The organism is Arthrobacter ipis (genome assembly GCF_014694315.1).
GTDB classification, from domain to species: Bacteria; Actinomycetota; Actinomycetes; order Actinomycetales; family Micrococcaceae; genus Arthrobacter; species Arthrobacter ipis.
This window is the reverse complement of sequence record NZ_JAAOXD010000004.1, coordinates 161,967-176,985: the sequence shown is the minus strand read 5'-3', so window position 1 is coordinate 176,985 and position 15,019 is coordinate 161,967. Positions and strand designations below refer to the sequence as shown.

General features: G+C 62.0%; 10 protein-coding genes and 1 pseudogene. 8 read left to right on the top strand and 3 right to left on the bottom strand.

Annotated elements, in window-relative coordinates:
* The first annotated feature begins 238 nt into the window (after window positions 1-238).
* The 8 genes from rpmH to G9E11_RS12760 all read left to right on the top strand — a co-directional run bounded on the left by rpmH (window position 239) and on the right by G9E11_RS12760 (window position 6,003).
* Window positions 239-376, top strand: coding sequence for a 50S ribosomal protein L34 (gene rpmH, locus G9E11_RS12795; protein WP_003800212.1), 138 nt, complete (start codon window positions 239-241; stop codon window positions 374-376).
* Window positions 377-416: 40 nt separating this feature from the next.
* Window positions 417-842 (top strand): ribonuclease P protein component, encoded by a 426-nt coding sequence (gene rnpA / locus G9E11_RS12790; protein WP_190606292.1) that lies wholly within the window; start codon window positions 417-419, stop codon window positions 840-842.
* Window positions 835-1,230, top strand: a complete 396-nt coding sequence (yidD, locus tag G9E11_RS12785; RefSeq protein WP_190606291.1) for a membrane protein insertion efficiency factor YidD — start codon at window positions 835-837, stop codon at window positions 1,228-1,230. Before rnpA ends, yidD begins: the two co-directional genes overlap by 8 nt.
* A 16-nt stretch (window positions 1,231-1,246) precedes the next feature.
* On the top strand, window positions 1,247-2,227 hold the full coding sequence (gene yidC / locus G9E11_RS12780; RefSeq protein ID WP_190606290.1) for a membrane protein insertase YidC: 981 nt from the start codon (window positions 1,247-1,249) through the stop codon (window positions 2,225-2,227).
* Window positions 2,227-2,790, top strand: coding sequence for a Jag family protein (locus G9E11_RS12775; protein ID WP_190606289.1), 564 nt, complete (start codon window positions 2,227-2,229; stop codon window positions 2,788-2,790). The genes yidC and G9E11_RS12775 overlap by 1 nt, the downstream gene beginning before the upstream one ends.
* A gap of 19 nt (window positions 2,791-2,809) precedes the next feature.
* Entirely contained in the window at window positions 2,810-3,460 is a 651-nt protein-coding gene (rsmG, locus tag G9E11_RS12770; protein ID WP_190606288.1) for a 16S rRNA (guanine(527)-N(7))-methyltransferase RsmG, read from the top strand.
* Window positions 3,461-3,545: 85 nt separating this feature from the next.
* Window positions 3,546-4,598 carry a ParA family protein gene (locus G9E11_RS12765; protein ID WP_311764363.1) on the top strand — a complete coding sequence of 351 codons (1,053 nt, stop codon included), beginning with the start codon at window positions 3,546-3,548 and terminating at the stop codon, window positions 4,596-4,598.
* Window positions 4,599-4,665: 67 nt separating this feature from the next.
* On the top strand, window positions 4,666-6,003 hold the full coding sequence (locus G9E11_RS12760; RefSeq protein WP_190606287.1) for a ParB/RepB/Spo0J family partition protein: 1,338 nt from the start codon (window positions 4,666-4,668) through the stop codon (window positions 6,001-6,003).
* A 6,368-nt stretch (window positions 6,004-12,371) separates the two neighbouring features.
* Here the strand turns inward: G9E11_RS12760 and trxA are convergent.
* The 3 genes and pseudogenes from trxA to G9E11_RS12745 form a co-directional block, all read right to left on the bottom strand.
* Entirely contained in the window at window positions 12,372-12,698 is a 327-nt protein-coding gene (gene trxA / locus G9E11_RS12755) for a thioredoxin (RefSeq protein ID WP_111903149.1), read from the bottom strand.
* 38 nt (window positions 12,699-12,736) lie between these two features.
* Window positions 12,737-13,693 carry a thioredoxin-disulfide reductase gene (gene trxB / locus G9E11_RS12750; RefSeq protein WP_190606286.1) on the bottom strand — a complete coding sequence of 319 codons (957 nt, stop codon included), beginning with the start codon at window positions 13,691-13,693 and terminating at the stop codon, window positions 12,737-12,739.
* 261 nt (window positions 13,694-13,954) lie between these two features.
* Window positions 13,955-15,019, bottom strand: a pseudogene (locus tag G9E11_RS12745) (ABC transporter substrate-binding protein); the annotation flags it as partial.

The window sequence follows — 15,019 nt, the reverse complement described above, 5'->3', positions numbered from 1 at the left end:
TGTTAGCCACAGCTGGGGAAACACGCCGGATAGTCTGCTGGTTTGACTCGCGGCGGCGTTTTGCCCTAACGTTGTGGAGTCCTTTGTGCCTGCTTTCTGACCCCATTTTGGACTATCGGACGCTTTACGCGTTCCGGGAAAATCCAGGGGAAGCAGACACATACAAAACTTAGCGTCGGCCAGTTCTTCCCCTTTTCTGATCGGGTGGGCGCACCTTTGATCCACTGGAGTAACTAACGTGAGCAAGCGGACTTTTCAGCCGAATAACCGCCGTCGGGCCAAGAAGCACGGCTTCCGCCTTCGTATGCGCACCCGTGCCGGCCGTGCCATTCTGGCCGCCCGCCGTGGCAAGGGTCGCACCGAACTGTCGGCCTAAATACTGACTTGTCGGTCTTCTTCCTTCTGCGAGATTAGCGGTGCTTGCCACCCGGAACCGCCTGAGGACTTCAACCGATTTTTCAACAACAGTACGTTCCGGCGTCCGCAATGGACGCCGGAACGTAGTGTTATATACGGCAACTATTGGAGCCGACGAACCCAGCCGCATCGGTTTCATCGTTTCCAAAGCTGTCGGGAACGCTGTTGCCAGGAACCTCGTTAAGAGGAGACTAAGAGAAGCTGGCGCTGTCTCGCTGCGCGAGTACGGCACCGGGTTCGCTATTGTGGTGCGTGCTTTACCCGCCTCGGCAACAGCCAGCTGGGACGAGCTCCTGGCGGATTACAACGCCGCCTTGGAACACACCATGAGGCGGCTGGCTGGGCGCCTTCCGGTGGTGACCGGAAAACGGCCGGCCGGAACGCAACCGGACGCAACAACACAGGAAGGGACACAGCGTGCTTGACCCGAGTGCCGCCGTCGTCCGACCCCCCAAGTCCGCAGCAGCGGCCGCGGGCAGCTTCATCTGGAACCTGCCCCGCAATATCCTCATTCTTCTGCTCCTGGCCTACCGCAAGGTGGTTTCTCCCTTGTACGGCCAGGTTTGCCGTTTCTTTCCCTCCTGCTCGGCCTATGCGCTTGAAGCAGTCACCGTCCACGGTGCCGTCAAGGGCAGCTGGCTGGCCGCCCGGCGTCTGGCACGCTGCCATCCGTGGAATGCCGGTGGCGTGGACCATGTCCCCGCCGGCCACCGGGAATGGCCTGAAAACCGGACCCCCACAATTGTTGTGCTGAACAACCCGGACAAGTATCTGGCTGCTCAGACTGATGAAGAAGGCCGCGCTGCGGCCTGACGAATAGGGAAATCGTATGGACTTCTTTGGAACAATCATGGCCCCGTTCAAGTGGCTGGTATCAGTCATTATGGTCGGCTTCCATGACGGATTGAGCTTCATCGGCCTGCCGGCCGCGAACGGCTGGACGTGGACTCTGTCCATCATCGGGCTGGTGCTGGTGATCCGTGCCGCCTTGATCCCTGTGTTCGTCAAGCAGATCAAGGCCCAGCGAGGGATGCAGCTGCTGCAGCCGGACCTGAAGAAGATGCAGGACAAGTACAAGGGCAAGACCGACCAGCTTTCTCGCCAGGCCATGGCGCAAGAGCAGATGGCCCTGTACAAGAAGCACGGCACCAACCCGTTCTCTGCCTGCCTCCCCATGCTGATCCAGATGCCGTTCTTCTTCGCGCTGTTCCAGGTTCTCTCCGGCATCAGCTCGGCCAAGGCCGGCGGCCAGGGCATCGGCGCCATGAGCGTTGAGCAGGTCAAGCAGTTCGACGAGTCAAGCATCTTCGGCGCTCCGCTCTCCGCGACCCTGCTTCACGGCACGCCCCCCGGCGGCAACGTGGTGGCGGTGTGGATACTTTCCATCGTGATGATCCTGGCCATGACGGCCTCGCAGTTCATCACGCAGAAGCAGATCATGGCCAAGAACATGTCCGAAGAGGCCATGGCCAGCCCGTTCATGCGCCAGCAGAAGATGATGCTCTACATCCTGCCCATCGTGTTCGGTGTGGGCGGCATCAACTTCCCCATCGGTGTCCTCATCTACTGGACCACCACCAACCTGTGGACCATGGGCCAGCAGTTCTTTGTCATCCGCCGCATGCCGACGCCGGGATCCCCCGCCGCCAAGGCCCTCGCCGAGCGCCGTGCCGCCAAGGGCCTTCCGGCCCTTCCCATCTTGGGTGGCAAGAAGGCTGACCCCGAAGCGGAAGCTGCTGCTGCCGCTGCGGTTGCCGAGGCCCGGACGCAGCGCATTCAGCCACAACGCAAGAACAGGAAGAAGAAGTAATGTCTGTTGAGAGCTCTGAACACGCACTTTCCGCTGAAGCCGGCGAAGACCAGGATTCCGTTGCCTCTACCGTAGATGCGGGCAAGGGCACGACGGCAAGCCGCCTGGAAGAAGAGGGCGATGTAGCCGCCGACTACCTTGAGGAACTGCTTGACATCGCCGACATCGACGGCGACATTGACATCGAGGTCCGCAACGGACGCACCTACATTTCGATCGTGGCTGAGGAAGAATCCGCCGGGCTGGAGAGCCTCGTCGGGCAGGACGGCGAGGTCCTGGAAGCCCTTCAGGAACTGACCCGGCTGTCCGTTCTTTCTGCGACGGAAAACCGGTCACGCCTGGTGCTCGACATCAATGGCTACCGCAAGGAACGCGCGGGCCACCTGCAGAAGATCGCTGAAGACGCCGTCACCTCCGTCAAGGAAACCGGCGACGCCGTCGCGCTGGAGCCCATGAGCGCCTACGAGCGGAAGATTGTCCACGACGCCGTCGCCGACCTTGGATTCGTCAGTGAGTCCGAGGGCGAGGGTGCAGGCCGGCACATCGTCGTTTCCGCCGACTGAACCGTTGGCTGACTTACAGATGGTTGAAATGACGGCAGCCGAGCGCCAGGCGGCTGAGAAGATCTTCGGCGACCGCCTGGGCTTGGCTGAACGGTATGTGGAACACCTGGCCACGTCAGGCACCGAGCGCGGGCTCATCGGCCCGCGGGAAATCCCCAGGCTTTGGGGACGCCACGTCCTGAACTGTGCAGTGATCGAAAGTGAAATTGCCCAGGGCAGCCACGTGGCCGACGTCGGCAGTGGCGCCGGTCTGCCGGGCCTTTGCCTGGCCATCGCTCGCCCCGACCTCGAACTGACCCTCATCGAACCGCTGGAGCGCCGGGTGATCTGGCTGCAGGAAGTGGTTGACGATCTCGGTTTGAGTAACGTCACCGTCATGCGCACGCGTGCCGAACTTGCCGTCGGGATGGTAACGGCCAACGTCGTCACCGCCCGGGCAGTGTCTGCCCTGAGCAATCTCGCCGGCCTCACCATCCCGCTGCTCGGCGGCGAGGGTGAAGTCGTGGCCATCAAGGGCCGCAGCGCCGCCGATGAGATTGACAAGGCGGCCAAGGCCATCCGCAAGCTTGGTGGCGTGGAGACGTCGGTGGTAACTGTTGGCCAAGACCTGCTCGAGGAGCCCACCACGGTGGTGCGCATCGTAGTTAAGAAGACCCAAAAGAGGGCCTAGCCCCGCAAGGTGCCGCGGGTCCTTAGGGTGTAGCGGTTAGGCTAGAGAACGGCAGTGAAAGCCGAACGAGAGTGAGTGTGTCCAAGTGACCAGTAGCGAAACCTCCACGCAGCGGATCCCCCCGTTCGTGTCCCTGGGGTCGGCGCGTGCCTTTGGCGTATCACCGGTCGCTACGACAGTAAATCAGCCCAATCCGGTTGCAGCTACGAGTGCCCCTAAGGTTTCACGTGAAACCGCAGCCCGGGGCAACGTCTTGGACACCCTGGATGACTCAAGCCCCATCGCCCGGGAACTCGCGCACGAGAACAGGAGGCGGGAACGGCTCCTCGGCCGCAACCTGCCGAAACCGGAGAAGACACGGATCTTCACGGTTTCAAACCAAAAGGGTGGAGTGGGAAAGACCACAACCACCGTCAACATTGCCGCAGCGCTGGCGGCTGCTGGCTTGAACGTCCTGGTCATCGACATCGACCCGCAGGGCAACGCCTCCACGGCATTGGGCATTGAGCACCATGCCGACGTCGACAGTATCTACGATGTCCTGATCAACGATCTGCCTCTTGAAGACGTCGTCGCCCAGTGCCCGGACATCAGCAACCTCATCTGCGCCCCGGCCACCATCCATTTGGCCGGTGCCGAGATCGAGCTCGTCTCCCTGGTGGCACGCGAGCAGCGCCTCCGCCGCGCCATTGACGTCTATGCCAAGGCGCGGCAGAAGAAGGGTGAGCAGCGGCTCGACTACATCTTCATCGACTGCCCGCCCAGCCTGGGCCTGCTGACGGTCAATGCCTTTTGTGCGGCCGGCGAGGTGCTCATCCCCATCCAGTGCGAATACTATGCACTTGAGGGACTGAGCCAGCTGCTGAAGAACATCGAGATGATCCAGAAGCACCTGAACGCAGATCTGGAAGTTTCCACGATTCTCCTCACCATGTACGACGGGCGCACCAACTTGGCCGCCCAGGTGGCAGCAGAAGTCAGGCAGCACTTTCCGGAGCAGGTTCTCGGCGCTGTCGTTCCGCGCTCCGTGCGAATCTCCGAAGCGCCGAGTTACCAGCAGACGGTCATGACCTACGATCCATCCTCCAGCGGCGCGTTGTCCTACCTCGAAGCCGCAGCGGAAATCGCTGAGCGTTAGAATTTTCCAAACACAGCAACAGCCGGAGCCCGGCATAGCCGGGCTCTTCCGATGGAGGGAATCATCCATGAGCGATAAGCGACGCGGGCTCGGTCGCGGTCTTGGCGCACTCATTCCAAGTTCCGCGTCCGCAAGCGCTTCGGGTAACGGAGCAGCTCCGTCGCGCCCTGTGGATCTGTTCTTCCCCGAGGCGCGTAAGACGGCTGAACCCGTCCCGGCCGTTGGGCCGGATAAGCCTGACCTCGACGAAACGCCTGCACGCCAGTCCAGTCTGAAGGCTTTGGCCGAAGCTCCGGCTGAGGCGGGTGCGAATGCAGGCACCGACGGTGCTTCGGATGTGATGAAGCCCTCCCCTGCCAGATCCACGGCGAAGACCGCCGCTTCCAAAGGCGTTGATTCCGACGCCGGCGGCGTGTCTGAAAAGACCGGGGCGGCCAAGGCGGCAAAGGATGCAGCGACGTCCGGAGCCGCTCGCCCGGACACGTCCTCGGCGGATGAGGAGGATGCCGCTTCTGCCCAGGTCACCTCTGCCGGGAAGAACGTAGACTCCGCTGCTGTCCCGGACAACGGCGTTGACCTCGTCGAGGTACCAGGCGTACGTTTTGCGGAAATTCCTGTTGCGGACATCCATCCAAACCGTAAACAGCCCCGTTCTGTCTTCGATGAGGATGACATGGCGGAGCTCGTCCACTCCGTACGTGAAATAGGCGTCCTCCAGCCAATTGTGGTACGTACTTCAACCGAAAAGGGTGGAGAGCCGTATGAACTGGTCATGGGTGAGCGCCGTTGGCGAGCGGTTCAAGCCGCTGGACTCTCTACGATCCCCGCGATTGTCCGGGACACGACGGATGATGATCTGCTCCGGGACGCTCTCTTGGAGAACCTGCACCGCAGTCAGCTGAATCCTCTCGAAGAGGCCGCCGCTTACCAGCAGCTGCTGGAGGACTTTGGCACGACGCACGAGCAGTTGGCTGACCGTATCGGCCGCTCACGCCCGCAGGTATCCAACACTCTGCGGCTGTTGAAGCTTCCGCCGCTGGTGCAGCGTCGCGTTGCCGCCAATGTGCTGTCTGCCGGCCACGCCAGGGCACTGCTGTCGCTTCCCGACGCAGCGTCCATGGAACGCCTGGCGCAGAAGATTGTGGCTGAGGGCATGTCCGTCCGGGCCACCGAGGAAGCGGTCACCCTGCACCGTGAACCCGCGACGCCGGCGAGGAACAACATTCCCCGCCCGGGCGCACGTCACGAACGGCTGGACTACCTGGCCTCCTCGCTCTCGGACCGGCTCGACACCAACGTGAAGATCTCGCTCGGAGCACGTAAAGGCCGTGTGAGTATCGAATTCGCTAGCGTTGAAGACCTCAACCGCATCATGGACGTCCTCGCCCCAGGGGCCGAAAACTAAAGAACCAGTCGAGAAGGGCCCGTTCACGTGAACGGGCCTTTTTCTGTGTCCACAAGGTCTATTTTTCCGTATGCGGTCTGTGTCCGACGATAATGCAGAAGTTTGCAGGTTGGTCACGGTAGCCCTGTATTGGTCAGAGCCACGTTTGATTGCGTAGCACCGACGGCGAGCAGGCTAGTGGGCTCCGGACTTCACTTTCGCTTTGCCTGACAAGCAGGCCACACCTCGATGTGGACTAACCCTGGCTTACGGGTTGCATGCACCCGGGCGTGTGCCTTCTTCTTGTGACGGCAGTCCCTAAGCTCTTGCATGAGTGACTCGACACGAATGCCGCTGGCGCCGTAAGGAGCTCCTTTTCTGCTCCATAGATAATTTGTCAGCCGCTCCTGTCTGCGTGAATTGTGCTTGGCTCCGTGTGGCTGGCATTTTCCACGCAGACTGCAACCGAACGCTCCTTCTCGCTATACGTGGTCTTCGCAGATGTGAGGGTTTAGAACGCTGGTCCCATGCTTTTAGTGCCTCGGGAGACGCGCTTCTGGCCGCGCTCAGCGCCTGATAAGCCCTCCTGCAGCCATCTGCGAGCTATGTTGGCGCGGACCCTAGCCCTAGCCCGCGCTGTGTAAGCGGAACCGGGGAGGTAGCCCGATCTCCCTTCGCCGCGTGGGCATCATCCCTGGAACTGTCACTAGCGCTAGCCTGCTTCTGGAATACGAGGGAGGGGCGGCACCAGTCGGTGCCAGTCTCCTGGGGGCGCCACGAGCCGTTGCGGTGGGGCCTGCAGACGGTGGGACTGTTTCACGTGAAACAGGGGCCGGAGTGGTCCCCCGGGGCGACTGACCTCCAGGCAACCGACGTTTCTCCGCCGCCGTGCTGCCTCTTGTCCGCAAGCAGCCGGGGCAGCAATGCGATAGTAAATGCGCCCGGCTGGACCTTTTGCCGTCCGTTCTCCGGAAGCGCGCAATTCTGTTGGCGCCCCACCGCCCGATCTGTAGTGTCCTCGCGTCCTGTTCTATTGCGCCTCCTTGCACCGCTCTAGAATGCTAAAGGCCATTTCGGCTGGACTTGGTGGGTATAGCGGGCCCGCTGCTCCTTAGCGGAGCACGCCCACTGTATCCCTTGGTGGTGATCGGCTAGTGTCGCGGGCCCACCGCGTTCGTCACGTGACCATTCCGCTGGACCACGTACCACGCGTCTCCGTCCGAGAGCACCAGGACCGCGTCAAGCACCGAACTAGTGGGGTCGGCCAGAGTTCACCTGATGGTCCACGGCGATTGGTACCTCTTCTGCGCAGGCCGTCTCGTCTACCGGGGATGTTTCACGTGAAACGAGCGACTAGGCTGGCCGCACATGTTTCTGAGGCAACAAGGTGGAGCACTTCCAGTGGCTAGCCACGTCTCGTCTTGCCAACGGACGCCCTCGTCGGATGAGCAAGACGAGGATGGCACAGCCGCATCGCCCGGTCCTTGCGCTGGCTGCAGAGCTGTTGAGCGGGTAAGCCACCACTTGCTTCTAAGCGTGTGACCGAAGGCATCGCCGAACGCAGGCGACATAATGTCCAGTGGTCGGGAACCGAAGTTGCCGCGAGAACACGGACCTAGGGTGCGTCAGAGCGCAGCGATTCAGTGATGTCTGCGGCGCTAAAGTCGTAGCTCGTGAGAAGAGCGCCCCGAAGACTACGACCGGTGCGGCTTTGGCTCCAACTGCGGTCCTGGTTGCTATTTCGCCAGCCCGTGCGCGCAGAGGGTCGAGTGGAGGACCCCCTTGGGGTGGCAGCATTCGGATGCCTGCCTGCCTGCCTGCCTGCCTGCCTGCCTGGCCCGCCGGACAGTCGGTGGTGGACCACAGCAGCGTCTCCGAGCCGGTTAGATTTTTGACTCCCCTCCAAGTCAGCTCGTGGTGTTTCACGTGAAACGTCCCCACTGGCGCCGTCCGGCATAGCGAAAGCCGCCGCAGCAACGATTGCCTTGAGTGGAAGCTGCGGGGCTGCGTTGGGACCTACGCAGCTATTCGTTCTGATGGGCTGACATCGAGGACGGACAGAGGTGCAGACTCGCACGGGAGAAGCGACTCCCCAAGCGGTGACCGCGACGGATTCGGCACGGCGTTGTGCCCACCGCTATTCGCAGGGGGAAGGGTGTGAAGGGGCTGGCATATGTGCCTGAGCATTCGGTTCACCCCCTCGCGTGACTCGTCCGCAGTCTGGGAGGCGGCAGGGGCTACGGTCATCTACTCGCGACTTCTGGATGGGCGGCCCGGGACAGGTCTCGGACATGTCCCCTGCGCGGAGATCGCACTTCGAAGCCACCCCGCCCTTAACGATGCCAGCCGCGGCCGAGGCGGAAGGTGCCCCTGGTCGATGTCCTCCAGCAGACCGGCAGGTGCTGTTCGACCTGAGCCGAACGTGGGCTCTGACCTTGTCCCCGTGACCCCAGGAGATGGCGATAGGCTGGTGGATAAGCCTGTGGATAACTCTGTGGGTAACCAAGTGGATATGGCGCGCTCGCCTCGAGTTTGGCCGTGCCTGTCCGAGCCGGTTGTCACGCATGGGTCCCATGCGACGCGGCGGGGACAGTAAGTGTTTCACGTGAAACCGGGCGGTGGCCGCGCCGCCTTGGGGAGCCAGCTTGCTTTCCAATGTGCTGCAAGTCCGTTCATCGAATGAAATAGGTTACCTGGTAGGTGACTTACCGCACAATTCGATCGTGCTGCTTGGTCTCGGCCTTCATGAAAGACTCGCACGCAGCTGGCCCACCGCGGCATTCCCCGAAGTGTATCTGTTGTGAGGTTTTTCACCGACAGCGCGCGGGTGCCTCCGGGCACAACAGGCGGCTGTGGATAAGCCTGTGGATTGGCCTGTGGATAATACTGTGAATAATGTCATGGTGCGACTCAGTACATCGGTCCATGTCATCCTTCGGCTGAGCCTGGAGTGGGTCATCTTCTTGTCGCCAAAGGACCTTGTGGCCACGGTGTCGGACTGGGGCAATTCAGATTCCGGGTCCTTAAGCGTTCACCAACTGATGCCTGCTCCAGCCAGAGCCAAGTCAGAAGAGCGCATCTGGTCTCCCCGCAAGTCGCATGCAGTAATAGTGAGTTGAGCACGCGCTGTAGCCGGGGTCTAAGGGGGGCCCGCATTTATTGGCCCAACCGTTGATTGTGGTGTGGAGAAGTTGCGGCGCCCAATCGTTGAGCTTGTCATCACCGCAGCAGCAACACACCGGCAGTTCAGGCCAATTGGTCAAGGACCGACGTCGTCTTCCCTTCATTCGTCGTCGAGGAGGAGAAGGACTTTGACGCAAGAATTGGAACCGGCGCGTTCTTGAAAGCAGTCAGGGGTCGAGCAGTTCCACGTGCATGACTCCAATCGAAGTTCGATTATCCTTAGGGGCGCACCGCGCGAATCCCACCACGAGGTGTAAGTCCAAGGTCACCCAAGGGGCCACTTCGCTGCAGTCGAAACATTGCAGGCCAGTGCGGGGCACTGACGGGGCACCCTTCCGTCCTCCGCTGTTGGATTCGCTGGTGACGGGTGGGCACTTTCCGCGCGTTGAAGCGAGTTCGACCGTCAGCAGCAGGGGAGGAAGTGTGAGCAGGCCACATCACTACCCGGCGCCTGTCCGCATCTGATTCTCCTCCATCTCGCAGGGCGTCGTGCCCCGGGGTTCGGGAGGGCACGCAGCACCAACCCCTCGTGCGGAACATAGTAGTGGCCGTCGTGCGAATTGGGCGCCGGGTCCATGCGGTGAGCCGGCAGCTGCCGGTTACAGATTGGGGTTTGCGACCACGAAACGATCGCACATGGGTAGAGGTTGCCGATGACGTGATCCTGCGGCTGCACGGCCGTGCATAGAGGTAGAGCAGACGCCGTCGTCCGGGGGCTCCCGCATTGAGAATCTTAAGCATGCCGTCGGAGCCGCATCCGCCGAGCCCCGATTCGAGTTCCGTGTCGCTGCTTGTTGGTGACCACCGGGGTGTGCCCTCTTTTGACGGGAGTGGAGGCATCCGACATGGTTACGTCGTGCCCCGGGCTGTACTCTCATGATGTGGGCGGCTGGCTGCGTGGCCGCCTTGCCGCTGCCCTGTCGTTTCACGTGAAACGGCTAGGCCATGACGGGTATCAGATTGATGGCAGCGTAGCGGAGCGCGACGCCGATCTACAGGTAATGCCGCTATCGATATCAGCGTCCTTTGAAGCGGTATCGCTACACGAATGCGAAGGGCTAGCATGCAGGATGGCAGCTCGCATCCGCGGAAGGGCCAGCAGTTTAGTTGATTTAGGTTGTTAAACGTTGCCGCTTGGCACGGGCGCCGCATGAGAACGTGCGCAGCGCCACCCGGAAAGGAAGATCGGTCGCCAATACGTGCTCGTGCCTGCGCATCGCCCTTACCAAAGATGCGGCAGCAGCTGTACCTGCAGTGTTTCACGTGAAACGATGCGCACCGGACTCGGCGCCCCAATGCGATAGTAAGCGTGGTTTCACGTGCACCGCACCTTCCTCTCCTTGCCTAACCGCGCGAAGGCCAGCACGAGGTGTTGCCAGGAGCTTGGCAAGCAACTCCCCACAATAGCCCCGCCGGAGCGGTCACCGCACGTTCGGCTGCAACCGTGGCAGTCTCACGGATCCCGTCGAAAACGCACCGTCGGCTGGCAGCGACGCTGGAACCCACCCCTTCAGGTGCCGCGACATGAGGTGCAGGGCGAATCGGGGGTTCGAAGTCTCTCTCCGAAAACCATCGGCGCCAACATACCCTGGCGTCGGCAACGAGGCGGGCGACCGCACTACGCACGCTCGTCTGGTTGGTGGAATCTGCCCGCGGGCGGCAAGCCCCGGAGGCTCGGCCGCGGTGACTATGGGGGCGGATCGCGCAAGAGGCCGGAAAATCAGTTTCGCGTTCCTTTGTGGGTAGAAACGGGTCCTGCCAACGCCGCGCGCTATTCGCATGGGTTGAGACCAATTTTCGGTCTGGGGCCTATTTCCGTGTGCGACCTCGTCCTTCCGTGTGCGACCTCGTCGCCGGGATCCCCCCGCTGCGGCTGGTCCGCCGATTACCTCCGATGCGTCTCCTGGCGTGGCATCGGCACCGGCTTCGGCATGCGTGGATGCGTTGGGAATGGGAACCAGTGCGCACTGCTGACGCTGGCGGTGCGTTTCCGACCAGCAGACATGGCGAGACAATTGGCGTGTCGTGTGCAGCCGGAGGCGCATTCCCGGGAATACGAGGGTGGGCAGAAGGAGGGATGAGTCTCGGTTCTTCGGTTGTACGGGAGGTGACGTGCGTCGGTCGCGTGAGACCCGTGCGGAGCTGCCGCTCCCCCATGGCGCTGCGAAGCCATCGCATCTCAGCGACTCGAGCACTTAGACCGCACGACGCGCCAGGCAGTCCGTGTTTCACGTGAAACAGGAGGGCGCGCGGGACGGTGTCCTTGTAAGGTCACGGAATGTCTGGCTGACCCAAAGCCCGGGGCCCCATGCTCATTAATGGTCACTCCTGCACACGCGGCCTACGCGATTACACCTGAGGGTGCGTTCGACAACAAACAGGAGGCACCTATGGGATTTCCCGGATAAGCAGCGGCGGGAGTCACCTTTAGGCATCGCATGTGGCCTTCCACCAGCCTGGGCGAGGCGGCAGGCGCAGGTGTCGTCTGAATACGCACGTGCCGTGACAACCGCTGGCTAGGGTTGTCGAACCTTTAGGTCGCATGTCCCACTAGCATGCACCTTGCACCTCGCAGTGGCATCAGCTCTTATCTACGCGGTAGTGTTGATCGAGATGATTCCACGAGTTCGGGCAGCTGGAATGAAGGGAATTGTGGGCCGCGGCTCGACTCTGGTTCCAGGCGAGCCTGCACGTTTCACGTGAAACATCTACGCCAGCGCAACCCTACCCCACCAAACCGCATAGCGCGCCCTTGTCGAGACGCCCGCATCTGGAGCGAACGCGCTCAATAGGCCGCGGTTGCGGCGTTGTATGAGCACGTGTCGCCCGTATTGAAGATGTGTGACGCCTGAGGCCGTTGGGCGAGGAACGGCGCAGAATTAGCCCGCGAAAGGTTTCCTTCGGACGCCGGGCAGACCACTGGGAGGCGCGCAAGAGCTGGGCTACGCTGACGGGGCCGAATGAGTGGGCCAGAGGGTGCTTGGCCTCCGGTGACTGGAGAGTCGTCCGACTCGCATCTGGATCGGCAGATCCTTAGCACGATCGCTTGGCTGAGATGCTTCACTGAACAAGGTGTCCATGGTCATCGAGATCCAGATCCATCTGGGGAACAAAAAGGTGGCCATCACTCCCCTAGGAGTGGTGGCCACCTTGTGAGCGCAACCGTTACCGGCGTTGCCTGTCAGATATCCCGTCCGGCGTTAGGCCTAGGACAGGACGTCCGCGAATTCCTTCTCGAAGAACTGCTTCGGCTTGGCGCCGATAACCGTGCTCTTCACTTCGCCGCCCTGGAACAGGTACACGGCAGGAATGGAGGTGATGCCATACTCGGCGGCGATGGCAGGGTTGTCATCTACGTTAACCTTAACGACGTTAACCTTCTCGCCGTACTCCACCGAGATCTCATCCAGGATGGGACCCAGCTTCCGGCACGGACCGCACCATTCGGCCCAGAAATCAACGATTACCGGCTTGTCGGCGGCGAGTACGTCACTGCTGAAGCTTGCGTCTGTTACGTCTTTTGCGTTGCTCATAACCCTTGTCTCTCTCTTCGAATGATTCTCAGCGCCGGTCAGGCGTGAAGGTCTGCGAGGTAGTGCTCCACGTCGATCGCCGCGACACAGCCGGAGCCGGACGCTGTGATCGCCTGGCGGTAGGTCGGGTCCACAACGTCGCCGGCGGCGAAGACGCCCTTGATGCTGGTGCGGGAGCTGCGGCCCTCTACGGCAATGGTCCCCGCTTCTGTGATCTCCAGGCTTTCCTTGACGAGCTCGGTGCGCGGATCGTTGCCGATAGCCACGAAGACGCCGGTCACGGCAAGTTCGGACTCGGTGCCGTCGACCAGGTTCTTCAGCTTCAGGCCAGTGACTTTGGCTTCGCCGAGAACGTCCTCGACGGCGGTGTTCCACACGAAGTTGATCTTCTCGTGGGCCTGTGCCCGGTCACCCATGATCTTGGAGGCCTTCAGCGTGTCGCGGCGGTGGACCACCGTCACGGACTTGGCGAACTTGGTGAGGAAGAGCGCTTCTTCCATGGCCGAGTCGCCGCCGCCGATCACTGCGATGTCCTGGTCCTTGAAGAAGAAACCGTCGCAGGTTGCACACCAGCTGACGCCGTGGCCGGACAGGCGCTTTTCGTTGGCCAGGCCGAGCTCGCGGTACGCCGAGCCGGTGGACAGAATGATAGCGCGGGCGCGGAAGGTCTCCCCCGTCGCGATGGTGACAGTCTTGATGTCGCCGTCGAGCTCCAGGGCCGTGACGTCCTCAAACTGGATTTCGGTGCCGAAGCGCGCAGCCTGCTTTTCGAAGTTCTCCATGAGGTCAGGTCCCATGATGCCGTCGGGGAAGCCTGGGTAATTCTCGACGTCAGTGGTGTTCATGAGCTCACCGCCCGCAGTGACGGAGCCAGCCAGAAGCAGCGGCTTCAGGTTGGCGCGGGCCGTGTACACGGCGGCCGTGTAGCCTGCGGGGCCGGAGCCGACGATGATGACATCACGTACTTCTGACGCGCTGTTTTCTGCGGTGCTCACTGAACGGTGAACCTCTTCCTTTGTCGATGCGCCAGCCTTCCGGCCGGCCACATGGCACAACTGATTGGCAGTGTGGAATATTCCAAACGTGTCTGCAGGCAGGCACAAACGCCCGTGCCTGCACGCGAACACCGCCACGGGACTTTCCACAAGGGTACCGTTTCCGGCGATGTCGGGCATGCCGGTTACGCCCCGGAGGAACGTGATCGCCGAATGGCAGCGTCTCCGACGGGGCGGTGTCCCCCAATTGGGCAGGGTCCTCTACTGGACCTTGATCTCCGCGAGCCGCAGGCCGTAGCCAAAGCGGGTCTTCGGGGCTGCGAGCTTGGGCAGGTTCTTGATCGAGACGATGACGTACTGGGCTGTCACCGGTTCGGCCAGAGGCATGGTGAGGTCAGGCGAGGTGAAGCTGTTGGTTCCCACCTGCTTTGCACCGTCCAGCGACGGTCGGTCGTTGGTGAAGACCGTGATGCTTCCGCCCGAGGCACCCAGCTGGTTCAGGGTGATCGAGGAGACCTTGGAAGGGCTCTTAAGCTTGACCACCAGTGGGACACCCTCGGGAGCAAGGCCGCCCCAGTCCTCGGTGGCGAACTCCATGTCTGACCAGTAGCTCGCCGCGTTTCCGTCCGATGCCTTGCCGAGGTCGCCGTCATACGTCGAAGCGAAATCGAAGTTACCCTGGCGGGTGATTCCCTCGATGGCCGGCGGCCCTGCCGCCGGAGCGGTGCTTTGGGTTGGCTTTCCGGTACTCGGCTGGGTGGCAGCCGACGGCGGTGCGCTGGCTCCGGGGGTTGCTTCCGTTTGCGGTGCGCTCTTGAAGAGGCTGCCGAGGTTGGTCACGGCAAAGATGAGTCCGACGATCAGGACGGCCGCGAGAAGGCCACCAACGAGCCAACGCATGGAACGCGGCTCCTTCTGTGGCTCGTCGTCTTCATCGTCGTAATAGTCGGGCGCGGGAGCAGCGCCGGAGCGGGTTACGGGAGGGAAGTTGCCTGCACGGCGGTCCGGCTCGTGCGCGTCGCTGCCGTCGTCGTCATACCCGTCTTCGGGGACGTAGTCATAGTCGTTCTCGGACCACAGCGACACCTTGGATGAGCTGCGGCCGTCGCCGGAAGCCCCGGCGGAAGCTGCGGCTGCCGCACCGGCACCGGCGGCTCCACGTGCGGCGTTTCCGGAGCGGTTGCTGTCGCGCTGCAGGAGCGCCTGCTCAACAACGTTGTCGTGCTGGACGGACTCGTGGCCGGCGTCCTGCTGGTAGCCCCTGTCCGGCTGAACCGGCTGAGGCGCAGTGGTCTCCGGGACGACCTGCCGGTTTCCCCGCGAACC

Excerpts from the sequence above, each read along its gene's own strand:
- yidC (WP_190606290.1), top strand. The coding sequence starts at position 1,247 with ATGGACTTCTTTGGAACAATCATGGCCCCGTTCAAGTGGCTGGTATCA.
- G9E11_RS12775 (WP_190606289.1), top strand. The coding sequence starts at position 2,227 with ATGTCTGTTGAGAGCTCTGAACACGCACTTTCCGCTGAAGCCGGCGAA.
- rsmG (WP_190606288.1), top strand. The coding sequence starts at position 2,810 with ATGGTTGAAATGACGGCAGCCGAGCGCCAGGCGGCTGAGAAGATCTTC.
- G9E11_RS12760 (WP_190606287.1), top strand. The coding sequence starts at position 4,666 with ATGAGCGATAAGCGACGCGGGCTCGGTCGCGGTCTTGGCGCACTCATT.
- trxA (WP_111903149.1), bottom strand. The coding sequence starts at position 12,698 with ATGAGCAACGCAAAAGACGTAACAGACGCAAGCTTCAGCAGTGACGTA.